At 41.2% G+C, this 25695-nt stretch carries 18 protein-coding genes and 2 pseudogenes; 9 read left to right on the top strand and 11 right to left on the bottom strand.

Annotated features, from left to right (window positions below; all coding sequences use genetic code 11):
• Nucleotides 1–18 precede the first annotated feature (18 nt).
• The 7 genes and pseudogenes from NSTCB13_RS15695 to NSTCB13_RS15725 all read left to right on the top strand — a co-directional run bounded on the left by NSTCB13_RS15695 (nt 19) and on the right by NSTCB13_RS15725 (nt 6066).
• Nucleotides 19–1429 (top strand): annotated as a pseudogene (locus NSTCB13_RS15695) (nicotinate phosphoribosyltransferase).
• Nucleotides 1430–1630: 201 nt separating this feature from the next.
• A complete protein-coding gene (locus NSTCB13_RS15700) occupies nt 1631–2230 on the top strand; it encodes a nicotinate-nucleotide adenylyltransferase (protein WP_445627771.1) in 600 nt (199 codons plus the stop codon).
• Nucleotides 2191–2938: pseudogene (locus NSTCB13_RS15705) on the top strand (NUDIX hydrolase). The gene NSTCB13_RS15700 and the pseudogene NSTCB13_RS15705 overlap by 40 nt, the downstream one beginning before the upstream one ends.
• A gap of 127 nt (nt 2939–3065) precedes the next feature.
• Nucleotides 3066–4778: an NAD+ synthase gene (locus tag NSTCB13_RS15710; protein ID WP_448273216.1), complete on the top strand. Its 1713-nt coding sequence runs from the start codon at nt 3066–3068 to the stop codon at nt 4776–4778.
• A 304-nt stretch (nt 4779–5082) separates the two neighbouring features.
• Complete coding sequence (locus tag NSTCB13_RS15715; RefSeq protein WP_448272903.1) at nt 5083–5301, top strand: hypothetical protein; 219 nt, start codon at nt 5083–5085, stop codon at nt 5299–5301.
• Nucleotides 5294–5710: a retroviral-like aspartic protease gene (locus tag NSTCB13_RS15720; RefSeq protein WP_448272905.1), complete on the top strand. Its 417-nt coding sequence runs from the start codon at nt 5294–5296 to the stop codon at nt 5708–5710. The genes NSTCB13_RS15715 and NSTCB13_RS15720 overlap by 8 nt, the downstream gene beginning before the upstream one ends.
• Before the next feature lie 38 nt (nt 5711–5748).
• Entirely contained in the window at nt 5749–6066 is a 318-nt protein-coding gene (locus tag NSTCB13_RS15725; protein ID WP_448272907.1) for a hypothetical protein, read from the top strand.
• An 84-nt stretch (nt 6067–6150) separates the two neighbouring features.
• Here the strand turns inward: NSTCB13_RS15725 and NSTCB13_RS15730 are convergent, their stop codons facing one another.
• Together NSTCB13_RS15730 and NSTCB13_RS15735 are read right to left on the bottom strand one after the other, a co-directional pair.
• Nucleotides 6151–8706: a COR domain-containing protein gene (locus NSTCB13_RS15730; RefSeq protein ID WP_448272909.1), complete on the bottom strand. Its 2556-nt coding sequence runs from the start codon at nt 8704–8706 to the stop codon at nt 6151–6153.
• The gene (locus tag NSTCB13_RS15735) at nt 8663–9223 is read right to left on the bottom strand and encodes a leucine-rich repeat domain-containing protein (protein ID WP_448272911.1); all 561 of its coding nucleotides are present in this window, start codon (nt 9221–9223) and stop codon (nt 8663–8665) included. Before NSTCB13_RS15735 ends, NSTCB13_RS15730 begins: the two co-directional genes overlap by 44 nt.
• Before the next feature lie 367 nt (nt 9224–9590).
• On the opposite strand from NSTCB13_RS15735, the gene NSTCB13_RS15740 reads away from it, so the two are divergent.
• A complete protein-coding gene (locus NSTCB13_RS15740) occupies nt 9591–10484 on the top strand; it encodes a peptidoglycan-binding domain-containing protein (RefSeq protein ID WP_448272912.1) in 894 nt (297 codons plus the stop codon).
• A 265-nt stretch (nt 10485–10749) separates the two neighbouring features.
• On the opposite strand, the gene hemJ is transcribed toward NSTCB13_RS15740, so the two are convergent.
• The 4 genes from hemJ to psbQ all read right to left on the bottom strand — a co-directional run bounded on the left by hemJ (nt 10750) and on the right by psbQ (nt 14513).
• Nucleotides 10750–11331, bottom strand: a complete 582-nt coding sequence (hemJ, locus tag NSTCB13_RS15745) for a protoporphyrinogen oxidase HemJ (RefSeq protein ID WP_448265441.1) — start codon at nt 11329–11331, stop codon at nt 10750–10752.
• Nucleotides 11332–11799: 468 nt separating this feature from the next.
• The gene (locus NSTCB13_RS15750) at nt 11800–12651 is read right to left on the bottom strand and encodes an alpha/beta fold hydrolase (RefSeq protein ID WP_445627765.1); all 852 of its coding nucleotides are present in this window, start codon (nt 12649–12651) and stop codon (nt 11800–11802) included.
• Between the two features lie 221 nt (nt 12652–12872).
• Nucleotides 12873–13976 (bottom strand): NAD(P)/FAD-dependent oxidoreductase, encoded by a 1104-nt coding sequence (locus tag NSTCB13_RS15755; RefSeq protein WP_448272914.1) that lies wholly within the window; start codon nt 13974–13976, stop codon nt 12873–12875.
• A gap of 81 nt (nt 13977–14057) precedes the next feature.
• Nucleotides 14058–14513 carry a photosystem II protein PsbQ gene (gene psbQ / locus NSTCB13_RS15760; protein WP_448265444.1) on the bottom strand — a complete coding sequence of 152 codons (456 nt, stop codon included), beginning with the start codon at nt 14511–14513 and terminating at the stop codon, nt 14058–14060.
• 360 nt (nt 14514–14873) lie between these two features.
• Between psbQ and NSTCB13_RS15765 the strand changes: the two genes are divergently transcribed.
• Entirely contained in the window at nt 14874–15302 is a 429-nt protein-coding gene (locus tag NSTCB13_RS15765) for a hypothetical protein (RefSeq protein WP_292777668.1), read from the top strand.
• A 303-nt stretch (nt 15303–15605) separates the two neighbouring features.
• Here the strand turns inward: NSTCB13_RS15765 and NSTCB13_RS15770 are convergent, their stop codons facing one another.
• From NSTCB13_RS15770 to NSTCB13_RS15790, 5 genes are all read right to left on the bottom strand, one after another.
• On the bottom strand, nt 15606–17288 hold the full coding sequence (locus NSTCB13_RS15770; RefSeq protein ID WP_448272916.1) for a GUN4 domain-containing protein: 1683 nt from the start codon (nt 17286–17288) through the stop codon (nt 15606–15608).
• Between the two features lie 30 nt (nt 17289–17318).
• The gene (locus NSTCB13_RS15775; RefSeq protein ID WP_448272918.1) at nt 17319–19328 is read right to left on the bottom strand and encodes an ABC transporter ATP-binding protein/permease; all 2010 of its coding nucleotides are present in this window, start codon (nt 19326–19328) and stop codon (nt 17319–17321) included.
• 188 nt (nt 19329–19516) lie between these two features.
• Nucleotides 19517–20140: a hypothetical protein gene (locus tag NSTCB13_RS15780; RefSeq protein WP_448272920.1), complete on the bottom strand. Its 624-nt coding sequence runs from the start codon at nt 20138–20140 to the stop codon at nt 19517–19519.
• Between the two features lie 19 nt (nt 20141–20159).
• Nucleotides 20160–20912 carry an MFS transporter gene (locus NSTCB13_RS15785; protein ID WP_448272921.1) on the bottom strand — a complete coding sequence of 251 codons (753 nt, stop codon included), beginning with the start codon at nt 20910–20912 and terminating at the stop codon, nt 20160–20162.
• Nucleotides 20913–21017: 105 nt separating this feature from the next.
• The gene (locus NSTCB13_RS15790) at nt 21018–25643 is read right to left on the bottom strand and encodes an amino acid adenylation domain-containing protein (protein WP_448272922.1); all 4626 of its coding nucleotides are present in this window, start codon (nt 25641–25643) and stop codon (nt 21018–21020) included.
• Nucleotides 25644–25695: the final 52 nt, after the last annotated feature.

Consider the following 25695-nt stretch of genomic DNA (forward strand, 5'->3'; position numbering starts at 1 on the left):
TTGTAAGGAAGCTCTTGCATGACAACTTTGCCAGATTTGGACTATGTATATAAACAGCAAAGCCAGCAGAACCAGGAACTGAACCTTTCTGCCGATGACTACAGCTTGCTGACCGACCTTTACCAGTTGACGATGGCAGCTTGTTACACAGGCGAAGGTATAGAACAACGACGGGCAAGCTTTGAATTGTCTGTCAGAAGGTTGCCAGAGGGTTTTGGTTATTTGATTGCGATGGGGCTGACGCAGGCATTGGAATATTTAGCCAAAATCCGCTTTAGTTCGGCGCAAATTGCGGCATTACAGGCAACGGGGATTTTTGCTCGCGCAGGCGATCGCTTTTGGGTCGCTTTTAGCTGAGGGAAAGTTCACGGGTGATGTTTGGGCAGTACCAGAAGGGACAGCCGTGTTTGCCAATCAACCACTGTTGCGGGTGGAAGCACCCCTTTGGCAAGCGCAACTAGTAGAAACTTACCTGCTGAATACGATTAATTACCAGACTTTGATTGCCACAAAAGCAGCCCGATTGCGGGATGTAGCAGGGGAATCAGCAACACTTTTAGAATTTGGCACCAGACGAGCATTTAGTCCCCAAGGGTCTTTGTGGGCGGCGCGGGCGGCGTTGGCGGGTGGGTTAGATTCCACTTCCAATGTGTTAGCAGCGCTACAACTGGGACAACAGCCAAGTGGTACGATGGCACACGCCTTAGTGATGGCATTGTCAGCAATAGAGGGCACTGAAGAACAAGCTTTTAGTGCATTTCATCGCTATTTTCCGGGTGCGCCATTACTAATTGATACTTACGATACCATTGTTGCTGCCCAGCGCTTGGCCGAAAAAGTAAATTCCGGGGAAATGCAATTAACAGGAGTGAGATTAGACTCAGGAGATTTAGTTACCTTATCAAAACAGGTGCGATCGCTCCTTCCCGGTGTGCCAATTTTTGCTAGTGGCGACATAGACGAGTGGGAAATTGCCAGATTAAAAGCTGCTGGGGCCGAAATTGATGGTTACGGACTGGGAACACGACTAGTTACAGGTTCGCCTGTCAATGGAGTTTATAAACTTGTAGACATTGATGGCATCCCAGTCATGAAGCAATCGAGTAGTAAAGTTACTTATCCAGGGCGCAAGCAGATTTTTCGCTCGTTTACGGGAGATAAGGTAAAAGCAGACAGATTGGGACTCTTAGGTGAAATTGCTTTAGAAGAACAACCTTTGTTGCAGTTGGTAGTGCAAGAAGGTGAACGGGTGCAGCCGTTGGAGTCGTTGACAACAATTCGTCAGCGTACTGCTGCCTCAGTTGCCAGTTTGCCACAACAAACACGGTCTTTGCACGATCCTGTCTCGGTGCAGGTGGAAATTTCTGAGGGGTTACGGGTGTTGACTGAAGAAACTAAGAAACGTAGACGCACCAGCAGCTTGCCGTAGGCTACCGCAGAGGCACAGAGAACACAGAGGTAATACCATTTTCGATTTTAGATTTTAGATTTTAGACTTCGGCTCCTTTCGACTTCGCGGTAGTTGAGCGCAGTCGAAACTCAAGGCAAGTCGCTCAGTCGAACGATTTTGGATTGTGAAACATCCATTGGATAAATAGTCATTGAGTGTCACTACGAATTACGAATTATTATGAGAGTTGCTTTGTTTGGAACTAGTGCCGATCCACCAACTGCTGGACATCAAGAAATTCTGAGTTGGTTGTCTGAGCGTTATGATTGGGTAGCGGTTTGGGCAGCAGATAATCCATTTAAGTCTCATCAAACACCCTTAGAACACCGGGCGGCAATGCTGCAACTGTTGATTGCGAATATAGACGCACCACGGCACAATATTGCTTTGGAACAAAAATTGAGTAGTTTCAGAACGCTGGAAACAGTGGAAAAAGCCAAGCTTGCTTGGGGTGAAGACGCCCAATTGACGTTGATTATTGGTTCAGATTTACTGAGTCAGCTACCACGTTGGTATCGCATTGAAGATTTGTTACAGGAAGTGCAACTACTGATTGTACCGCGACCCGGATATGCAATAGATGAATCTAGTTCAGAGGTAGTGCAAAAGCTGGGAGGGAAAATTGCGATCGCTAGTCTGACCGGTCTAGATGTTTCCTCAACAGCGTACCGCGAACATAGAGATCCTCAAGCCCTCACAGCTCCTGTAGTTGCCTATATTAATCGAGAGCATTTGTACGAATGCCAGGACGTTCACCAAAAAAGATACCAACTCCGTTAGACCCAACAACCTTTGGCCGATTTCAAGGTTGGTGTTGATAATGTAATTTTTTCTGTAGACACTGTACAAAATCGGCTGTTAGTTCTACTAGTAATGCGGCAGCAAGAACCATTTTTAAATCATTGGAGTCTTCCCGGTACTTTGGTACGTCCAGGAGAGTCTTTAGAAGATGCCGCTTATCGCATTATGGCGGAGAAAATTAAGGTCAACAATCTCTATTTAGAACAACTGTATACATTTGGCGGGCCGAATCGCGATCCACGGGAAGCAACTGATAGTTATGGTGTGCGTTATTTATCAGTTAGTTACTTTGCCCTAGTGCGATTTGAAGAAGCCGAATTGATTGCCGATCGCATGACTGGCATCGCTTGGTATCCGGTAAAACAAGTGCCGCAATTAGCTTTTGACCATAACGAAATTTTGGCTTATGGACATAGGCGGTTACGAAATAAATTAGAGTATAGCCCAGTGGCTTTTGAAGTCTTACCAGAAATGTTCACCTTGAATGATTTATATCAGTTATACGCCACAGTTTTAGGTGATAACTTTTCCGATTATTCTAATTTTAGAGCGCGTCTACTCAAGTTAGGTTTTTTATGCGATACCGGAATTAAGGTATCACGGGGTGCCGGTCGTCCGGCTAGCTTGTATAAGTTTGACGCTGAAGCTTTTGCTCCCTTAAAAGATAAACCCTTGGTATTTATTTAACCAACCGCTACGTGGGACAAGGAGACAAGGGGACAAGGGGACAAGGAGACAAGGGGACAAGGGGACAAGGGGACAAGGAGACAAGGGGACAAGGAGACAAGGGGACAAATGAAAAATGACAAATAATATGAAAATTGCGATCGCTCAAATTAATCCGACAATTGGTGATTTGCTTTTAAATGCCCAAAAAATCTTGGAGGCGGCACAACGAGCAGCATCTAGCGGTGCGCGTTTGTTGTTGACCCCAGAACTTTCTCTGTGTGGCTATCCACCAAGAGATTTATTACTAAATCCTAGTTTTGTGGAAGCGATGGGCATCACTTTACAAAATTTGGCTCAGGATTTACCACCAAATTTAGCTGTGTTGGTAGGAACTGTTGAACCTAATATCAAAGCAGATATTAGTGGCGGTAAAAGTTTATTTAACAGCATGGCTTTATTAGAGAATGGCACAGTCAAGCAAGTTTTTCACAAGCGACTTTTACCTACTTACGATGTCTTTGATGAACGTCGCTATTTTGAAGAAGGCTTGCAAGCTAATTATTTCATTCTCGATAATATCCATATTGGCGTAACTATTTGCGAAGATTTATGGAACGATGAGGAATTCTGGGGCAAACGTACTTATGCAGTGAACCCGATTGCTGACTTAGCAATTTTGGGTGTAGATTTGACTGTAAATTTGTCTGCTTCGCCCTACACGGCTGGAAAGCAGCAGTTTCGTGAAATCATGCTCAAGCATAGTGCAATACGTTTTCAACAACCAATGATTTACGCTAATCAGGTTGGCGGAAATGACGATCTAATTTTTGATGGACATAGTTTTGCCTTAAATCGTCAAGGTGAAATTATGTGTCGCGCTCGTGGTTTTGACACTGATTTAGTAGTAGTAGAATTTGATGAAACGGGGCGTGATTTGCAGTTGGGTTCTGTAGAACCAATGTATGAATCGGAAGATGAAGAAATTTGGCAAGCTTTGGTTTTGGGAGTACGAGATTACGCTCGTAAGTGCCGCTTTTCTAAAGTAGTATTGGGTTTAAGTGGCGGAATTGACTCGGCAATCGTAGCTGCGATCGCCACGGCTGCACTTGGTAAAGAAAATGTCCTCGGTGTTCTCATGCCTTCCCCTTACAGTTCTGAGCATTCCATCAGTGATGCTGAAGCATTAGCCGAAAATTTGGGGATTAAGACTCATCTTTTACCAATTGGCGAGTTAATGCAAGGCTTCGATCGCACTTTAGATGATTTGTTTGCGGGTACTGAGTTTGGACTGGCTGAAGAGAATATCCAATCACGGATTCGCGGTAATTTATTAATGGCGATCGCTAATAAATTTGGCTATCTGCTTTTATCTACCGGTAACAAGTCAGAAATGGCAGTTGGTTACTGTACACTCTACGGCGATATGAATGGCGGGTTAGCAGTAATTGCAGATGTTCCTAAAACTCGTGTGTATTCACTTTGCCATTGGTTAAATCGCAATAATGAAATTATTCCAAAAAACGTTTTGATTAAAGCACCCAGCGCCGAACTCAAACCAGGCCAAGTCGATCGAGACTCTCTACCGCCTTACGAAATTTTGGACGATATTTTGCAACGCCTGATTCACAACCACCAATCAGCAGCACAAATTGTTGCAGCCGGTCACGATCCGGTAATTGTAAACCGAGTAATTCAAATGGTGGCGCGGGCTGAATTTAAACGGCGACAAGCACCCCCCGGCTTAAAAATCACCGATCGCGCCTTTGGAACCGGTTGGCGAATGCCAATTGCTAGTAACTGGGTTGGTATCAAAAATGCTTACCAGACTAAAACCACAGCTACACTAACCTTAACGTGAGTTCGACGGCTCTAAAAACCCCTCTCCAAACCTCTCCCCCACAGGGAGAGAGGCTTTGAAACCCTAATTTTTTCGTTGGAAACTAAGAATATTTCTGCCCCTCTCCGCCTCGGAGAGGGGTTGGGGAGAGGTTCATCGAACTCACGTTAACCTTAGTTTGTTGTGATGGACAAAATACTCATCGACAAATCGAGTAATTTAGTTATCAAACCCCCTGCCTTAAACTTTTATTAAAGTCTGTCCTTCTCCGATGCGGAGAGGGATAGGTTTTGCATAGTAAAATCTTTTTTAACTTCAATTTGATATGAGCGCAGCAGATTTATTCCCAACCTTGCACAAGCTATCTCGTGCAGATAAACTCAAGGTCATGCAGTTTTTAGTTCAAGAACTAGCGACTGAAGAAGAAACATTGTCGTTACAGCCAGGAGTCACTTATCATCTGTGGTCTCCCTATAATTCTCATGAAGCTGCTAATAAACTAGGCGCACTGCTAGAAGAAGACAGACAGGTAAACGATGCTTAATTCACAAAGATTTCCCTTCGTTGAAAGTCGTGATGTGTTCGGGGATATCGATGCAGTACCAATATTACCTTTGACGTTAAGCTACAAAAATTCTGTCGTCAACGTTTCAGGTTTATTGGATACTGGAGCTAGTATTAATGTTTTACCTTACAGTCTAGGTATTCAGTTAGGGGTATCTTGGGAAGAATTAACAACCTCAGTACAACTGGCTGGAAACCTTGCACCAGTTGAAGCAAAAGGGTTAATTCTATCTGCTAAAATAGCCAGCTTTGAACCAGTTCGATTGGTATTTGCTTGGAGTCTCACGGATTACGTGCCGTTACTTTTAGGACGCATGAATTTTTTCTTAGAATTTGATGTCTGTTTTTATCGTTCGCAGATGGCGTTTGAACTGTCTTCTAAGTCGTAAATCCGATCGCTCCACCTCAAAGCTTCATCATTCCACCTTTGAACTCGGAGATTGCACCTTTTAACACCAATTGTCGAGTTAAAAGAGCGTTGGCGCAGCCCGCCGCAGGCATCGCTTCACCTTTTATCCTCGAAGTTGCGCCTTTAAGCCTCGAAGTTGCACCTTTAAGCCTCGAAGTTGCACCTTTAAGCCTCGAAGTTGCACCTTTTATCCTCGAAGTTGCGCCTTTTATCCTCGAAGTTGCGCCTTTTATCCTCGAAGTTGCGCCTTTTATCCTCGAAGTTGCACCTTTTATCCTCGAAGTTGCGCTTTTAACCCCGATCATTCTACTTTTGAACTTAAAGCTTGCACCTTAGAACATAAATTGTCTAGTTAAAAGGGCGTAAGTCTAGCTTGTCAGAGACATTGCTCGACCTCTGAGCTTAGTCAATAGGTTATTTTTACTCATATAAACGCTGTGCGATCGCATTCAACAACTCCTCAAAGTCTGATTCGCTGTGAATATCAGGGGTGAGCGTGTTCATATCTTTTAGCAGGTTGGTGAGTTCGGCGATCGTGTTGCGAATCTCGGTGTATTGGTCAATTTCTTCACGAAATCCCTGCAAATTAGCTGCACCAACTTCTCTCATCCCTTCGTCCAATTCTCTAATTTCGTCTTCCCAATGTTTAATATATTTAAGTCTTGCAACAGGTTTATAAATTTGGGCATCGGCTAACACAATCGGGAAAATTCGATTATAAAATTCACCATTTTTAGCAATTTGCACTAGCTCAAACATACAATTGGGCGACTTTAAATACTTATCACTAATAACTGCGATCGCACATTTACCGCGTCCAATCCTTTCCATAAAGGCTTTGATTAGTCCTTTGTAGCCCAAATCGCGTTTATCGCGGATGATTTTGATTCCTTTTGCCTGAAAAGTCTCATCCAGTTGATTGACAAATTGCTCACTTTCTCCACCCCAAGCATAAGAGATGAAAATTTCCTTCTCGAATTTCATTGCAGATTGACTATTCACGATCTGTTTTTGTTCTTCTTCACTATCTCGTAAACGATGCGTCAATGATTCATTTTTCTCTTGCTCCAGTTCGCTTTGTAACTGTGCCACTTGGGGATTATATTCCCCATCTACTTTAATGGCTTGAAACATGACATCATCAATTAACCTACGGACATCTACCATTTCATAGCTGTTTTCGCACTCAATCTGGTAACGACCAGCGTTCAAACGTTTGTTGAGTTTTTTCAGAGAATAGGAATAAGGGGTGGGCAGATTTTTACAAGTTTCGCAGTTACAAGGAACTAGGGTTTGATATTGCAAACGTTCATAAGAGTTGTGGATTTCTTCGAGTTGATGGATGATGACTGCCATCAATTCTTTTGTACGATTTCCGGCTACACGGATTTTAATCTCCCCTTGATTGTAGTTTTCAATGATTTCAGCACGACTTTGGTATTCGTTGATAACAACACCGTTTTTCCAAACGAGTTTTGGCTGTTCAATCAAAGCGTGCATCTCAACAATAAAGCGGGTGAGGATGCCTTTGGGCATGAATGTATAGGTGTAGCGCAGGATTAGGTTGTTGCGATCGTCCCAGGTATAATCAGCTTTTTCAATGGAAAGTAATTCCGGGGCAATATAAATTTCATCGCGACCGGGAATTTTGTAGCAAAGCTTGAACCGCATCATTAATTGCAAGAGTTCATCTTGCATATCTGCATATTCGCCGTCTTCCCAAATATCTTTGAGGTTTTCCTTAGTAAAACGACCTTGCTTTTGTTTGACAGTTTGACTGTCCAAAACTTTGTAAACGGCAGTTGTACCCCATTCCGGTTTGAGGATGACGTAGTGTTTAAGTGTAGAATCGTCTTGAAAGTGGAGGCAAACGCCGAGGTCATGTAAATAGCTACTCAAGCGCAGCATATCTTTACGGTCAGTTAAATTATTGACTCGGCAAAGGTTACAGTATTCATCAAAGCTGATGTAATTTCGGGAATCGTTCTCTAGAGCGGCTCTGACTCTTACCCAGAGTTTTGGTAGAGGTGTACCAACATGGTCAAGATTGCTGATGTTTAGCTGAATAGCGTCTTTAATCTCTGCTAAACCGCGATTAGTATCTAAATTGGTTGCCAGTATTTTCTCCAGATTGCTAAATTTTCCTCGTAACTGCCCCCCATCGACTTCGCACTGACGGTCTTGTTTTTCGTTTTTGATGATAAAAACTGGGCTTTTATCGCTCAAGAGTTCAATAACCTTCAACCACCAGTAAAAATCGGTGTTTTCTTTGCGAGTGTCGGCAACTAAGGCATAGAGAGAACGCTTGCTGAGGAAAAACTGATGGGTTTGGTGGTAGATTTCCTGACCGCCAAAATCCCAGATGTTGACGCGGAAATCTTTGCCATTTGGCTGTGTAAACTGCCACCGGATGACTTCAATGCCTGCGGTTGATTGCTCATCTGGCTGGAGTTCGTAGGTTTCATCGCTGATTTTCTTGGCTAAAGAGGTTTTACCGGCTCCTCCTTCGCCAACAATCAATAATTTTGCTTCGTAGAAGGGTTCTGTTTCGGTTGCGTCTTGTACCCGGAAATAGAAATCGAGAATTTCATTCACATCGCCTGGATCTTCATATAATTCCTTCGGCCCCAAAATCTCTGGTGGAATGGGGACTGGATTTCTACGAAGATCCAGCTTTTTCAGGTTTGACAGTTGCCTGATTTCCCTTGGCAGACTGCTCAGTTGATTATTGCTGAGGTAGAGGGTTTGCAGGTTGGTGAGTTGGCCAAATTCCGGTGGCAGACTGCTCAGTTGATTACTGCCCAGGTCGAGGAATTGCAGGTTGGTGAGTTGGACAATTTCCGGTGGCAGACTGCTCAGTTGATTACTGCCCAGGTTGAGGAATTGCAGGTTGGTGAGTTGGACAATTTCCGGTGGCAGACTGCTCAGTTGATTACTGCCCAGGGTCGAGGGATTGCAGGTTGGTGAGTTGGCCAAATTCCGGTGGCAGACTGCTCAGTTGAGTACTGCTGAGGTTGAGGGATTGCAGGTTGGTGAGTTGGACAATTTCCGGTGGCAGACTGCTCAGTTGATTGAAGCTGAGGTTGAGGGATTGCAGGTTGGTGAGTTGGACAATTTCCGGTGGCAGACTGCTCAGTTGATTGAAGCTGAGGTTGAGGGATTGCAGGTTGGTGAGTTGGCCAAATTCCGGTGGCAGACTGCTCAATTGATTGAAGCTGAGGTTGAGGGATTGCAGGTTGGTGAGTTGGACAATTTCCGGTGGCAGACTGCTCAGTTGATTACTGCTGAGGTAGAGGGATTGCAGGTTGGTGAGTTGGACAATTTCCGGTGGCAGACTGCTCAGTTGATTGTTGTAGAGGTGGAGGGATTGCAGGTTGGTGAGTCGGCCAATTTCCGGTGGCAGTGTTGTTAAGCCTTTGTCAGAAAGGTCTAATTTTGTCACCTTATCTCTGGCAGCTTGTTCAATAATTTGCAGCAGTTCTTCGTTAGTCATTTCGGGTTTTACAGAGGCGATGCCTGACGACGAGTTGCTGCTTGGACGCGCAGCAGAGAAATTGAGTTAATTAATAATGTAGCCTGTATTAAGGATTGCATTCAGGCAATGTGCGTGCGATCGCAGACTCCTGTGCCCCTACGAAATCGTTCACCATTCAACCTCTGAACTCGAAAAAAAATTTAATATATGTCGCCAATAAATAGTTTTTTCTTCAGTGTAATATCTGTGAATTTTTGTGTGCTTAATCATAAATTAATAGTAAAAATTGTGACATCATATTTTAGTTAAGAGTATAGTTTCAAACAACATCAATTAAAAAAATGATGTTTATACTTAGAACTCAGTAAATGAAAGCAGGTGCATAATGAAACTACAAGATTTCTTGGGAAAAGATGAGAAATGGTCATTTGATGCGATCGCAGAAGATGCAGACTTGGCTCGTCAGATTCAGATATTGTTAATTGGTTTAAGTTTGCTGGAACCTCCAGCCGATGGTAAATTTGGCCCTGTTTCTGTGATATCTCTCAAAAAATTTCAAGAATTAACCAAGACTGAAGAAAGTGGTTTTTTAGGAGCAGTCACAGCCAAGAAACTAATTGAAACTAAAATAGACGATCTTCCTCAACCCCCCTTAAAACTAGGCAACGACATCGCCAGTAAGATTGTGAAATATATGTTAGCCAAAGGTTATCAAGTATTTACCAATCCCAAAGAATACAACATTGTTTATGTAGAGGGTATCAATGGAGACTGGACTCTCAACAGTGATACACCTAATGAATTTAACGATCGCCGGATTGTGATCGAAGTAGTAAATGGTGTTCCCAAAATCGTAGATCACTGGGAAGCTACTACAGAACCAGGGAAGTACTACACTTACAATCCGATGAATCCCAAAGGAGCAGCTAGGATTCAGTTTGGACAATACAAAGCTTGGGCTGTGGGTACTCACGGTACAGCCGAGCCTCATGAAGCATTAGTGCAAGTTGGAGATATCACTGTTTGTAGAGATTTCAACCAAGATTTTAAACGGACTGGCGACAAACTTGATACAGGTGATAATTTTTATGTAAATCAACACTACGGCTTTGATTTCCCCAGGAATGATATTCGCCTTGCTAGCGCAGGTTGTTTAGTGGGACGTAGCCGTGAGGGACATAGAGAGTTTATGGCGATTGTTAAACAAGACCGCCGTTATGTCGCTAATCGCAAATATATTTTTTACACTACCGTGATTCCTGGGGATGATTTACTGTAAACGTTTCCAGGATGAGTAATAGTAGGGGCCCACATCTGTGCATTAGTGTCAACTTAAGCGCAAACCCGCTTAAAACCTCGTTTCCAGCCTAGAGGCTGGAAATGCTATTCTATTGCGACTCTGCCGCTAGTCTTGAGGCGAAGCCTCACATAGGCATTCCCAGTCTCCGACTGGGAACGAGATAACGAGACAATCTCTGAAAGCTTGTTCTAGGAAGCCTTCACCTTAAGTTGACACCTATAACATCTGTGCGCCCCTACTTTATCTAACTTTGTTCTTGTGGTTTTCCTATCTGTGCCGTCAATTTCTCTTTATCCTGCCTGCGTTTTTTGGCGTAAAGTTGAATAGTGACAGCCATCAAGATAATCATGGCGAAAATAGCCCAAGCAGCCATATCTGTAGGTAGATTATTCTTAAACACAGCCAACAAAACGATCGCTACTAACATAACTGTAGGCGCTTCATTTAAAGCACGTAATTGCTGACTATTCCAGCGACATTCATCTACTGCTAATTTCTTCATCAGCCGAGCGCAGTAATGATGATAGCCAATTAAAAGCGCCACAAACAGCAGTTTGATATGCAACCAACCCTCTTTTAAAACGTCCGGTTCAGTGGTTAATAAACCGATGGCCATTGCGATGGTCACAAACATTCCTGGGTTAGTGATGATAGAGTAAAGGCGCTTTTCCATAATTTGATACTGATTTTTCAGTATCGTTCGTGCTGGTTCAGGTTCAAGGTTTGCTTCAACGTGATAGATAAAAAGACGTACTAAGTAGAATAAACCAGCAAACCAAACTACAAATCCGACAATATGAAAGGCTTTAAACCATGAATAAGCCATGAATCATAATTTCCTTTACTTGTAATGGTAATAACAAAGTAGTCAGAAGCCAGAATTCAGAATTCAGAATATTGCACCTGAAAAAGGATGGACTTTTAACAAGAAATAACATTTGAATTCTGCCACTCAATCTTCTATTTAGTGGACTACAATGATGATTTTGCATCCTCTACTAATTAATTCTGACTCCTGAATTTTGACATTCATTTTTATAATATCCATTTTTGCCAAAGCTATAGCAATCCTAAATCTTTCGTAAGACAAAACCAAGGACAAATGACCAATTGACTTAGGACAGTCAACACCAAAATTCTCACAAATCAAATAGGATTGCTATATATTAGACTTCTTGGCATTTGTAGGGAAAAGGGTAAGGGGGAAAGGGAAAAGGAATAAAAAAACCTTTCCCCTTTAACCTTTCCCCTTTTCCCACCTCTTGCAAAAGTTACTTTTGCAAGAGGTCTATTGTCAATGAGCATCTTTACGACGCACAAAGGGTAAAAGGTCTTGCAAAATCGTCTCGTGGTAGTGTTCTTGAGGATAATGTCCGACATTATTAAGTTTTATTAATTCGGTATTTGGTACGGAATTGGCAAAGTTTTCAGCAATATCTACAGATAGCCAAGGGTCAATCATACCCCATTGAATCAGAATTGGTTGTTGCCATTCTTTAAAGCCAGTTTGTATTTCGGTCATGGCTGAATCAAGCTGTAAATTGCGAATACTTGCTAAGAGACTTCGACCAGACGAAGAAGCAGTTAAAAATGGTTTTCGATAAACATCTAAATCCTTATCTCCTATGCGATAACGGCTTCCGCCTTCTAGCGTCCGATCGACTAATAAGGGGTCTTGAGTCATGACTTCACCTGCTAAAGGTAAACCCATTTGTTTAATTTTCCAGGGTAATTTAGCAGCAGTTGAAATTGGTGTATTTAAAATAGCTAAATTGGCAATTTGTTCTGGATGACGCAAAGCATATTGTAGTCCTACAGAACCTAAAAAACCTTGGACAACTAAAGAAAAATGTTCAAGTTCTATGGCTTTAATAAATCCTTCTAAAGCTGTGATAAAAGCATCGGGAGTGTAAGCAAAATCTCGTTTTTCTGGTTTGGCAGAAAAGCCGTAACCAATCCAATCTGGAGCGATCGCTCTTGTTCCCTGATTCGCCAAAGCAGGTATAATATGACGCCAACTGTAACTTTGCGAAACTAAGCCGTGTAGCAACAACACAGGCGCTAAATCACTTCTGCCGATTGGTAAAGATTCCCGATAAAACCATTCCAGTGAATCTACATTGATTTTATGTTCTGTTATTGACACGCTATTTTCCTATATTTGTCATTTGTCATTTGTCATTTGTCATTGGTCATTTGTCATTTGTCATTTGTCATTGGTCATTTGTCATTTGTCATTTGTCATTGGAAAAGAGGAGGCAGGTGGTCACTGAGCGTAGTCGAAGTGAGGCAGAAGTTCTAAAATGTTTGAATTTTGAATTTTGAATTTTGAATTTTGAATTGATTTCTCCCCTGCTCCCTACCCCCTCATCTCCCCACTCCTTGAGGAATAATCATCTCACGAATCGCATAAGCTGTAGCGGGTGCTAGTAAAACGCCGTTGCGATAGTGTCCGGTAGCTAGGAGGACGTTACTAAACCCTGGTAGCTTACCAATAACTGGGGCGGGGCGACCTTCAGGGCGGGGACGTAACCCCGACCAAGTGCGGAGAATAGTTGCTGTAGCTAATTCTGGACAAAATGCGATCGCTTGTTCTTTAATAGATTCCAGCAGTTCTTGATTTGGCGGTATCTCATCGCCATTGCTGGGAAATTCCACTGTTGCGCCTATCCAATAATCTCCACCGCCCACAGGAACAATATGGACATCGTTACCCGTTATCGCTGGCTGGAAGTCGGGATTTCCTAATGGATGCTCCACACGCATTTGCAATGCTTGCCCAAGTACGGGGCGGATATCAATTATCTGATTTAATTTTGCTGTTAGTGGGGTTGAACCTAACCCTGCTGCAATTACAAACCAATCAGCGATTATTTTTCCTTCTGTAGTGTCAAGTTGATGGCAAAATTCCGGTGTTGAGGTTGGGGCATCTAAAACAGTCACGCCAAATTTGAAAGTTACACCATTTTGCTGGGCAGCTTCAACTAAAGCTAAGGTAAGGGCAGTTGGATCGAGCTGGCGGTCTTGCGGAGAATAGACAGCACCAGTAATTTTTTCATTATTAATTTGAGGACAGATATTCTGGAGTTTAGCCGTGTCCCAAATTTCTAAATTCCAGCCTTGAGAGTGGCGAATTTCTGCTAACTTTTCCCATGCTGACATCCCCTCTAGGGAGGAATCAGATAAAAGCATCAGAATTCCCTGACGATTAAAAGGAATTTTGCGACCTGTTAAAGCTTCTAGTTCAGGAATCAAGGTTTCATAGCGTTGGATGCTAGTTTGCCGCATCTGCCAAGCCTTGCCCTTGATTTTTTGGCTGATTGCGCCCATCAAAACGCCAAGTGCAGCGCCTGTGGAAGCTTGTGCTGGTGGTTGGCGATCGCAAACTGTAATTTTCAGCCCTTTTACTAGACTCAGTTCGTAAGCGATCGCAGCTCCAACTACACCACAACCGATAATAACTACATTCATAACTTGTGTTTCAAGTGAGGAGTTAGAAGTGAGAAGTTAAAAATTCTTAACTCCTAACTCCTAACTCTTAACTCCTAACTCCTAACTTTCTTCTGTTTTCGGAAGCAGCTCGAGGAATTTGTCAATCTCTGCAAAAGCAGCTTGGGATTGATTCAAGGCAACTAGAGGATTGCCAGCACTAGTAGCTTTATCAAGTTTAACTAGGTCGTTAAACAAATCTCGCGTTATTTGACGTGCTTTGGGTTGGTCTTTGGGTAGAAGGTTGGAAGTGACATAAGTCAGATTCAGCCTTGCTTCTGTTATGGGGCCATGTATAAAGTTACGCACATTGATCCAATCACCTCTTTTAATCAAGGTTGTCAACTCTTGTGAGCGATCGCGCACAGCCTGAATTTCAGGAACATAAGCCTGAATTTTTTCAAGTTGTACTGCTGTGTAAGTCGGAGGTGCCACCGCAACACCAGGGCCACCACAACTAATCAGGAATGTGGCCAATAGTACTAGGAAAAATGAAAAAATCGAGCGTTGACGCACCATATATTGAACTTAATTGCTTTTTGGTTTACCGATTAACAGTGTCATTTTAGATCGCTAGCGGAGTTAATCGTTCTTGTCAGCCAAGGATTTTGCAGAAAATCTTGATATTTTTTCCAAAGAACAGAGTTTCATCTGCTTTGGAGTAATTTTTAAGTACAATTACTTAATAGGTGTTAGGCAGTCCCAACAAGAAGCGATTTTTTGCTTCTGTTAGTAACGAGGATTGTTAGGAAAATATGATTTAGAGTTGCTAAATCTCAAAGGTCTTGATAAGCTGAAACACCAATAATATAAGCCTTCTGGCGGTTTTTCTGTCTTCACATCCTTGAAGATGCCGACGCAATATAGGAGTGTTTTTTAGTGAACGCAGCTGAACAGGCAACAAACCTTGAACTCGCCAGCAACATTGCCACGGTAGTTAATTTGTTCAAATTCGAGTTTCCTGATGCCAAATCCGATCTCAAACCCTGGAAAAATGACCCGGAAACTAGGGAGTTAGTCGATCCAGATTCTATAGATATTGGCTTTCACTTTCCTGGTATTAGCAAATCTTGGCGAAGTCGCAGTATTTTAATTCAAATCCGATTTTATCAAGATCCCATCAATAATTCCCGGCGTGCGATCGGCGTGGAGGTGGCTGGATTCGATCATCGCGGTGAGGCGTGGCGACTTTCTACGGTAGAAAACTGGAGTGTTGTCGGTGCATCTTCGCCTTCTAGTGAAATCGAGGAAAAGCTCAAGCAGATTTGCCGACAGATTTTAGAAGTTTTTAATAAACCGAGTGAATAAAATCAACAATGACAGCACAACTAGGAGTTGTTGCAATACTTGTCGGGTTTTGGGGAAAAGAGAAGGGGAAAGGGGAAATAAAAAACCTTTAACCTAAACCCAGTAACCTTTTCCCCAAATCCAATTCCGAGTTAAAAATCCATAAAGCGCGCAGGATTTATTCCTAGTATCGGACTTGTTCAACCTGTAATTAGTTCTGCTGCGGTTAAGGCATTGGCCAAAGTTGCTATTACCTATTTTGAAAATATGTATCCTCACAAAATCTACACTTAAAACATAATTCTATAATTACTAAATATCTTCTCAAATTATCTTTAAAGAACTACAAATTTTTGTACGAGAAAAGAATAAATGCATCTGCCAAACTAACCAAGATTTTACCCGCCAGGCTCCCATTGAAAGGTGTTCTGTAGATGATAAAGATAAGTCAGAGCTATGTCGATCGTAGTGTAACCATTTGGCTGGTAAGTGTCCCATCGGTGTCATGGGGGACAATTTAAAAGTTAGTTGCTCATAGTCTAACCAGTTTCCCTCTTTTCGCCAACCAAGGCGATCGCCTAGTCTCTTTTCTGTTTCATAATCTACTTGACCACCCATTTCACTCCAGATAGTTTGCTGAACACTGAAACCGAAATAACCATAACTATATTGTTCCCAAAGTTCATCAATGGTATAGATGTCTTGACAACAAAAGTTATCAATATCTTCCTTATAAACTTCATTCCAATAATTCTTTTTCATGGCTTTTAGCATTAATTTAGCTGTTTCAATGTCAGCTTCTTTCCACTTATGCTGTGAGAGGAGATTTTGCAATTGGCTATAATCAATATCTTTATTACTGAAAAATTCTTTTGTCAATGTAAGATTGTTATCAGTCAGTTCCATCAACCCTGTTTTTTCAACAGTAGATAGAGACACTGTAGAGACAAAATCTACTTCTGCTATGCCTAGCATTTTTCTTTGATCGGTAAGTTGCTTAGATATATAGTTAGATATTAAATCAATACCCTTGTCTAAAAAAACAAAATTTTCGCTCGAATCTAAATTATAGCTTTGCCAATCTAATAGTTTAGCTTCAATAAAAGCATCTTTTAATCTAGTTTTTTTATCATAACTTGTCACCATAAAATCGAGAAAACTTTCAGAAATGACCTTGGCTTCTTCAAGGTTAAATAAATTTGATTGATACTTTAAAATATTATCTCCTAAATTTTTAATATCTCCGACAGTTGCGTAAAAATATTCATCTATTTTTACGAAGTCATCGATTAAAGATTGAAAGGGACTAAAGTAATCTTGTAAAGAATTCTCAAAATTGATTGCTGTCTGGGCAATTTTTGCTATTTCTTGACGAATTTTATAAGCTTTACTTTGATATTCATAAAGCTCTTGATAGGTGTCTAAATCCTCAACTATTTGCTGAACAATTTCTTTTTGTTTTTTTATATCTTCTGCAAGTTTTTTAATTCCTTCACCAAGCAAGCTAATTTTTTCTAACATCAAAAAATAAGCATTGCTTAATAATAAAAATGCTTTAAAGTTTTCTTCTTTATCCCATCTTAGCTCATTAAGTATTTGGGGGTTTTTATAATTTTTTAGCTCTAATTTGCTTCTTTCATCTTCTAAAGTTTTTATTGCTAAATATTTTTGTTTGAATAACTTCTTCAAGTCGTTAGTAAGGTTTAATAAAAAATTGTGATAAGTATCTTTGTAAATTTTTAGAAAATCAATGATATGATTGTAGTCTTCAATAAATAATTGAATTTCATTAAAAATCTCTCCCTGGCTAATTTTTTCTTTTCGCTTAATTATTCCTCCAAGCTGATGATGATATCGAACACCTTCTTTAATTAACCTTTGACGTTCTCTAATTGTTTTTTGAACCGTTTTTACACCGCTATTTTTGAGAATGGGTAATTGATAAGTTCGTTCGTAGATTGAAATAGTTTCGTAAGTAATTAGTTGTCTTTGCTGTTTAGTAAACATGACCTTAATTTTCAAAAATCTTAATAGTTCTTAAGTTCTTACCCATTTCAACACCTTCGGGTCTTTGTCATAGCGATAGGTAAAGCCATCCTTGGTAGTAATGGACTTACCAAGGCTAGCCTTGCTTCTAATAGTGTTAATCTTGGAGTCTGTTAATGTCTGAATTTCTTGATGAGAAAGTCCTACAATTGTGCTAATATCCGTCGATATTTCTGGTTGACTTTGGATGTTATCAGTTAAAACATCTATCGTATTTTTAGTGTTTTCGGGAGAATTAGTGATAATTTCTTTTGCTTTTTGCAGCCGATAATCCTGCACAGTTAAAAGTTGCCAACTGGAGTCTTGTGAAAGTTCCAGAACCCATTGATGATAATTAAACAAACTTTCTCGATGTCCGACACTAATAAACGTTGTTTTTGTCTTTTGTAATTGTTGATATAAATTACCTTCATTATTCAAATCTAAAGCGCTTGTTGCTTCATCTAAAATAGTGAAGCTAGGGTTAGTAACTAATAATCGTGCGAAAGCCAAACGTTGTTGTTCTCCCAGGGACAATATATTTTCCCAAGGAACTTCACTATCAAAACCTTCAACTCGACTTAATAAATTTTGCAGGTTTACTTGTTGCAAAATGTCTTTGAGTTTGGCGTCGGTCAGTTGACGATTTGTATTAGGATATATTAACTGTTCGCGCAAAGTTCCTAAGATGATATAAGGACGTTGGGGTAAGAATAAAACTTCGTCTAAGGGAGGTCGCATTAAACGACCAGTTCCCGCATTCCACAAACCTGCGATCGCTCTCAATAAAGAACTTTTACCTCGACCACTTGGCCCTATAATTAATAAACCTTCGCCTGGTTGAACAGAAAGTGATAAATCTTCAACAATTACCTGTTCATAGTTTGGCGTTTGTAAAGTGACATTTTCAAAAGCAAACTGATTCTCTTCTATTGTTTTAATTGTACTGACATTTTCTGGTTGTTTGCTAACTGCTTCTAATGCATTTGAAAACTCAGATAACCGCTCAACATAACTAGAAAATCGTCCAGAATTTCCAAATTCACTAATCAATGTTGCTAGAGCATTGGCAAACTGATTACAAGCTATACTGGCTTGAACAACTTCTCCGAAATCAGCTTGACCACTCATATATATAGGTGCAAGTACTAAATATGGAAAGATTTGGATAGCAGCCTTATATCCTCCGTCAAAAAATTCTTGATTTCTCTCCCAATTAATCTTGCGCTCGAAATTTTTTAGGAGGTTACTAAATCTTCGTTGAATTATATTAGATTCTTGGTTTTCTCCCTGAAAAAAAGCTATCGATTCCGTGTGATCGCGAACATGAGTTAAACAATAATTGTATTCTGCTTTCACTTCTAGTTCTTGTTGATTAATTTTATTTAATTGTTGAGCTAAGTAAATAGCAATCAAATTACCAATGACTGTGTAAACAACCAGAACAGTGGCGATAAATTGGGAAATTGACCAAAGAATTACTAAGAAAACCGTCATTTCCAGCACTTTTTCTAGACAAATAGCCGAAAAATTCAGAGCATCACTAGTAATAGGTTCAATTTCTTGGGATATTCGTTGATCTGGGTTATCAACATCAGATATAAAATTAATTTTATAATAGGCACGATTGCTCAAATATTTTGATAATATGTGATTATTTAACCATTTATACCAATCAATAGCGATTTTTTGTCTGACAAATTTAGAAAATCCGTTTAAGAGTGTTATGCAAACAAGAGCAGCAGCGAAAATCACTATTGTCTTAATAAAGTTAGGATAATCTTTCTCTTCGATTACATCGGTTATGTAGCGAGTCACGAAGCTATTAAAGGCAGTTACGCCAACCAGCGTGATTATTAATAAAATTAGGAGAATGAGCATCCCCCATGTCCGAATTACGTCTGAAAATACTCTTTCTTTGGACTCTGTTGGATACCAGTAAGGGCCGGCGATCGCTCTTACCTTATCCCAAAATTTATTAAAGGTCGGAGGAGAAGGATCGTTTGAAACTTTGGTTTGCATATTCTAAAATAAACTGAACATTTTTTTAATTGAAAGACAGAAAAATTTAAAAGTAAACAATACAGGATTTGATGTTGAATCTAGATACAAAACTTTGGCAGTTTATGAAAAAAATTAATAATTATCTATTTTTCAAAATAGATAATTAAAAAAATAAAATAATCAACGATCGCTATGCAATGCCAAATTTAGGATACCAAAGAAACTACGTCACTCTTGCTAGAAGCTGTATCAGTAGCCATCGCAACTGCATTACTAACATTAGGAAGTTCATCTTCCACAAACCGTAAGCGAGGGTACAAGTAAGCAAGAGAGGTTTCTAAAATGGTTAAGACTCCCATAATAATCAGTAGAAGTCCCATACCACGACCAGACCCAACACCGATGATTTGTCCGATGCTTCCCGCCAAATAACCATCAGTAGCCATTAAGGGTTCAAAAACCTTCTCAGCTAAAGGCCCAATCGTGATGTAGCCTAGAGGTAAAGCAGCCGCTTCAATCGCGCCTTTGATCGCAAAAACTCTACCTTGCACATTAGGTTCTACTTTTTTTTGCATGACAGCTTGCGTGGAACTGGAAATGATTGGTTGTGTCAAAGAGAATAAGAAGATGCTAACAGTGAAGATGACAAGAGAGGGTTGCAAACCGGCGGCGATAATAAACACACCATTTAACAGCATACACCCGTATATTGCATAGATGTTGCGTTCTAGTCCTCCCCAGATACTCACGAGCAAGCCGCCTGCTAGAATAGCAATGCCAAATAGCGAAAGAATAGTTCCCAGAACGCTTACTGAAACGAAATTCAACACTAGCGGAACAGTAATGACATTAATACCTCCCACAAGATAAAGACTGCAAGCTGAGAATAAAATTAGTCCCAGCAGTCCGGGGTCGAGCGGTCAAATATGTAAATCCGTAAGTTGCTTCACTGAGAAATGAACTTTTTGCAGTTGTAACAACACTTGTGTTGACTTCGGGGAACCGAACCAGCATCAAGGAGACAACAGCGATAGACACACTGGTTACGTGAAGCAAAATAATCCCTTGGAAATGAACAATGCTTAGTAGAACACCTCCGAGAGTTGGTGCAATGATTATGGAAATGCCATACATCAGACTCATCAGACCGTTAGCACGATTGAGGTGCTGTTTTGGCACAAGTAAGACTGTTGATGCTGTATAAGCTGGCATGTGAAAAGCCATGAAAACAGCAGTAAAGGTATTAGCTAAGTAAATATGCCAGACTTCCAATCGACCCATGACAAATAAAACGCCGATCGCGATCGTTCCCAAACACGCCAAAACATCAGCGAAAATCATCGTCTTTCGGCGATCCCACCTATCTACTAAAGGCCCAGCTATCGGGGAAATTAAGATTAGCGGTAAAGTATTAAACAGGGAGATGAAAGCAAACTGGGTGACTGAGCCAGTGCGATTGTAAACCCAAATGTCTAAGGCAAAAGCAGTGGTACTCGAACCAATTAGGGCAATTAACTGTCCTATCCAAACAACGAGAAACAGCCGCATTTCTCGCAAAGCAGTCAGTTTTGTTTTTTCTATCATCTGTACGTTTGACATCATAATCTGGTATTTTCTAGCTTTTTACTGTTCAAATCTTGGAATTACGAATTACGAATTACGTTAGCGCAGCGGTAGCGACGCAGGAGCGTCATTACGAATTACGAATTACGCACGGCATTGAGAATTATGCTTTTGAAATAGTAAACAAAGGTCACTCAGGCGGCATTCAGGATTCTTAATTAGCAGCTCAAGCAACACTAGAAACTGAGTGACTGCACGGCTAATAGTAGTAGCATCAAACAAATCGATTTTGTAGCACCATTTCCCTTCAACACTTCCTAATGTTGTTTGTTGAAGATAAATATCCCAATCAAATTCTGCTGTATTAGTTTCAATCGACCAGGGATGAACAGTTAAATTTGTCAGTTTTAAATCTGATGGAGGCAAGAAGTTAAACATCACTTGATATAGCAAAGAGTGGCTTGGTTCTCGTTTTGGCTGTAGTGCTTCTACTAACTTCACGAAGGGAATTTGCTGGCGATCGCAGGCTGCTAAAAAACAGCCACGCACCTGATATAGCAACTCACTCAGACTTGGATCGCCACCCAGATATGTACGTATTGGTAGTGTGTTAATAAAGCATCCAATAAGCCCTTTAGTTTCTACTTGCTGGCGATTGGCAAAAGGAACGCCCACGATAATATCTGACTGTCCGGTGTAATAGAACAGCACTATTTTGAAGGCTGTTAATAGAGTTACGAATAGAGTTACATTGTGCTGTTGGCTCAAATGTTTAAGAGCATTTGTTAGGCTTTTAGAAATAATGAAAGTTTGACTTGCACCTTGAAAAGTTCGTACTGGCAAGCGTGGGCGATTGCTAGGTAACTCTAGTAAAAGTGTACTATTGCCTAGTTGCTGTTTCCAATAGTCAAGCTCAGACACGAAAGCCGGACGAGTAACCCACTGCTGTTGCCAATGGGCAAAGTCAGCATATTGAATGGGTAAATCGGGAAGTGGTGAGGGCTGACCATGACAAAATGCTGCGTATAATTTTGTTAGCTCCTGTAAAAACACACCCACAGACCAACCATCAAAAACCAGATGATGGATAGTTACTATGAGTAAATGCTCGGCATCAGAGAGCCGCAACAGTTTGATGCGTAACAATGGGCTTTGTTCTAAATCGAAAGCCTGGTTTTTTTCCTCAGTTACAAATCTTTGAGCCAAAGCCTTTCGCTCAGTTTTAGATTGAGAAAGTTTTCGCAAATCTATCACTGAAAATGGTAGGATAGGCTCCTGAATAATTCTCTGAACAACTTGTCTATCCGTAATAGTAAAAGTAGTTCGCAGAGTTTCGTGACGACGCACAATTTCTACGAGGCTTTGCGCCAGGGCATTGACGTTGAGTAAACCCGTCAAGCGATAAGCCAGTGGAATATTATAGATGGGAATGCCCGGATTTAATTGAGCTAATATCCAAAACTCAAGCTGAGTCAAAGAGATTGGCAACTCCTTTGTGTTTCGGGGTACTGGTTTGAGAGAAGGAGTCAACTCATTTTGACAAGAGGGCAGAAGAGGATGAGAGAGAAGATTATTTCTCCCCTGCTCCCCTGCCCCCCTGCTCCCCTGCTCCCCTGCCTCTTTTTGGCGGTATTCTGAAATCTGCTGCTCTAGCTCAACTACTGTCGGGTAATCAAACAGACAGCTTATAGGTAACTCTACTTTGAAAGTTTCTCGCAAACGCGCAATGACTTGCATTGCTGATAAGGAATGCCCACCTAATGCAAAGAAGTTGTCGTGGATACCAACTTTTTCTAGTCCTAAAACATCACTCCAGATTGCTGTCAAAACTTCTTCAGTTGCAGTACGGGGTGGAATCAAGTCTGTAGAAATGTTACGTGTTTCCCGACTCGTAGGTGCTGGTAAAGCACGGCGTTCTATTTTACCACTGGGGGTTAGAGGTACATCCAGCAACTTGACAAAAGCAGAAGGCAACATATATTCGGGTAGCTTTTGTTTGAGGTAACAAAGCAGTTCGCTAGTGTCTAGATGCTGTTTGGGGACAATGTAGGCAACGAGACGCTTGTTTCCTGGTTGGTCAATAGCAAGAACTACTGCTTCTTTTACCTGGGGGTGCGCGGCGAGTACGGTTTCAATTTCCCCCAATTCAATGCGAAAACCCCGCACCTTTACTTGATTGTCAATACGACCGAGAAATTCGATGTTGCCATCAGGTAAATAGCGAGCGCGATCGCCTGTTTTATACAAACGATTCCCATCCTTGTCAATGAATTTCTCAGCAGTCAATTCTGGGGAATTAATATAACTTCTGGCGATCGCCACGCCGCCAATATACAGTTCTCCAACAATTCCAATTGGTAATGGTTGCAGATGGCGATCGAGGATGTAAATTTGCGTGTTGGCAATGGGACGACCAATAGGCGGAAGTGGCGACCAACTGCTTGCCACATCTTTTAAGGTAAAACTTGTTACTACATGGCTCTCCGTTGGGCCATACTGATTTTGTAGCGTACAACCAGGAAGCTCTCTAAAAAAGTTGACTAAAACAGGGGTAATATGTAACTGTTCTCCTGCTGTCATAATCTGACGCAAAGATGCAGGATAGGATTGAGTAATAGAGGCAGCATGGGCTAATTGCTGAAGGGCGACAAAGGGCAAAAATAGTCTTTCCACCTTTGCTTTAGCAATTAACTGTAATAATGCAAACCCATCCTTCTGTACTTCTTCGGCGATTAAAACTAAGGTTCCGCCGCTACACCAGGTAGAGAAAATTTCTTGAAAAGAGACATCGAAACTGATGGAAGCAAATTGCAAAGTTTTGGCACAACTGCAAGCACTTTCGTCCATTTGCCAAGATAAAAGGTTTACCAGAGAACGGTGACTCATGGCTACACCTTTGGGTTTGCCTGTAGAACCAGAAGTATACATGACATAAGCCAAGTTCTCTGGTGTCACTCCACTAACAGGATTCTCCTGACTGTTTTGGCACAAATCCGATGTATCTAAGCAAACTACTGTTAATGGTTGCCCAGATAAGGCAATTGATGAATCTGTCAGCAATACCGACGCTTGAGAATCACTCAACATATAATTTAAGCGTTCTTGGGGCGATCGCGGATCTAAGGGTACGTAAGCACCACCAGCTTTGAGGATTGCCAACAGTCCTATTACCATCGATAAAGAACGCTCAACGCAAATCCCTACCCGCACTTCTGGCCCTACCCCAAGTTTTTGGAGATGGTGTGCTAACTTGTTAGCCTGACAATTTAACTGCTGGTAAGTCAGTTGTTGGGATTGGAATGAAACGGCGACTGCATCCGGTGTTCGTTCTACCTGTTCTTCAAACAACCGAGCGATACATTTGTGAGGATAATCTGTTTGGGTATCATTCCATACTAAAAGTTGTTGCTGCTCGGCAGCAGTTAGCATAGGTATTTCACTCACTGTCTGCTCGATATTAGCGACCATACCCTCTAACAAAGTCACGAGATGCCCCATCATCCGGTTAATCGTTTCCTCGTCAAAGCGGCTACCATCATAAAGAATGCGTAGGGATAACTCTTGTCCCGGTACAGCGATGACTGTGAGCGGATAATTAGTTTGTTCAATGACTCGCCGTTTAGTAATCTGGATGCTTTGACCTGGATTTGAGAAAGACGTATCTTGTGGATAGTTTTCAAACACCACGATGCTTTCAAATAAAGGTAATTCTTGGGTAATTTCACTAATAGCCTGAATTTTGACTAAGGGACACCAAGAATACTGCGATCGCTCTACCTGTTGAGTCTGCAATTGCCTCAGCCATTGCCATAAAGGAGTCGCTGTTGGGATTTTCACCCTAACTGGTAGAGTATTAATGAATAGTCCCACCATCGATTCCACCCCCGATAAAGTGGGAGGACGGCCGGAGACAGTTGCGCCAAATACTACCTCAGACTCATCAGTGTAGCGACTGAGTAAAATTGCCCAAGCTGCTTGTACGAAAGTTGAAACTGTCAGATGATATTGCTGTGCTTGGGACTGTAAAGCAGCAGTTATGGGCAACGATAAACAGCAGTGCAGCTCGTGGTAGGTTTTTACTTGTGGAGAATTTTGCACCTCACCCCGATTTAGTAGCAAACGGATAGGGCTAGTAAATCCTTGGAGTTGTTGCCGCCAAAAAGCTTCTGCTGCTCTCAAATCTTGTTGTTGTAACCAATTTATGTAATTTTGGTAAGGACGAGGAGTATTTAAATATAAATATTTGCCTTTAAGTAAAGCATTGTAAAAAGTAAAAACCTCTTTGCAGAGAATCGGCCAACTCCAGCCATCAATTAGCAAGTGATGAAAGCTCCAGACAAATTCGTAAATATCATCAGCGATTTGAATTAAGTTAAATCGCATAAGTGGAGCTTTGTCAAGAACAAAACCTTGGACTCGATCTGCTTGTAAGAAAGTTTCTAGGCGCTCTTGTTGTTCTTTTGCAGATAAGGAACGCCAATCATAGTTTTGCCAAGGTAACTCTACTTGTTTACATACTACCTGAAGAGGCTTTTCCTGCTTTTCCCAAACCACAAGAGTACGCAAAACTGGGTGACGCTTCACTACTCGCACACAAGCCTGTTGAAGCACTGTAATATCTAGATTTCCAGAGAGCGTGAGACAAAACTGCTCAAGATATACTCCTGATTCCGGCTCATACAAAGTATGAAAAAGCATACCCTCCTGCATAGGAGAAAGAGGGTAAATAGATTCAATATTTTTATTTTTAATTATTTCCAGCTTGCTCATATAGGGCTATTATTTTATTTTTTAAAAGATAGGTACACCTCTTTATCCAATT

It is taken from the genome of Nostoc sp. DSM 114160 (genome assembly GCF_053470305.1).

What these genes read in the sequence shown, in the direction of transcription:
- hemJ (WP_448265441.1), bottom strand. Translation starts at nt 11,331, where the DNA reads ATGGCTTATTCATGGTTTAAAGCCTTTCATATTGTCGGATTTGTAGTT.
- NSTCB13_RS15790 (WP_448272922.1), bottom strand. Translation starts at nt 25,643, where the DNA reads ATGAGCAAGCTGGAAATAATTAAAAATAAAAATATTGAATCTATTTAC.
- NSTCB13_RS15710 (WP_448273216.1), top strand. Translation starts at nt 3,066, where the DNA reads ATGAAAATTGCGATCGCTCAAATTAATCCGACAATTGGTGATTTGCTT.
- NSTCB13_RS15715 (WP_448272903.1), top strand. Translation starts at nt 5,083, where the DNA reads ATGAGCGCAGCAGATTTATTCCCAACCTTGCACAAGCTATCTCGTGCA.
- NSTCB13_RS15735 (WP_448272911.1), bottom strand. Translation starts at nt 9,223, where the DNA reads ATGACTAACGAAGAACTGCTGCAAATTATTGAACAAGCTGCCAGAGAT.
- NSTCB13_RS15770 (WP_448272916.1), bottom strand. Translation starts at nt 17,288, where the DNA reads ATGTTTACTAAACAGCAAAGACAACTAATTACTTACGAAACTATTTCA.
- NSTCB13_RS15700 (WP_445627771.1), top strand. Translation starts at nt 1,631, where the DNA reads ATGAGAGTTGCTTTGTTTGGAACTAGTGCCGATCCACCAACTGCTGGA.
- psbQ (WP_448265444.1), bottom strand. Translation starts at nt 14,513, where the DNA reads ATGGTGCGTCAACGCTCGATTTTTTCATTTTTCCTAGTACTATTGGCC.
- NSTCB13_RS15720 (WP_448272905.1), top strand. Translation starts at nt 5,294, where the DNA reads ATGCTTAATTCACAAAGATTTCCCTTCGTTGAAAGTCGTGATGTGTTC.
- NSTCB13_RS15775 (WP_448272918.1), bottom strand. Translation starts at nt 19,328, where the DNA reads ATGCAAACCAAAGTTTCAAACGATCCTTCTCCTCCGACCTTTAATAAA.
- NSTCB13_RS15755 (WP_448272914.1), bottom strand. Translation starts at nt 13,976, where the DNA reads ATGAATGTAGTTATTATCGGTTGTGGTGTAGTTGGAGCTGCGATCGCT.
- NSTCB13_RS15785 (WP_448272921.1), bottom strand. Translation starts at nt 20,912, where the DNA reads ATGATGTCAAACGTACAGATGATAGAAAAAACAAAACTGACTGCTTTG.
- NSTCB13_RS15740 (WP_448272912.1), top strand. Translation starts at nt 9,591, where the DNA reads ATGAAACTACAAGATTTCTTGGGAAAAGATGAGAAATGGTCATTTGAT.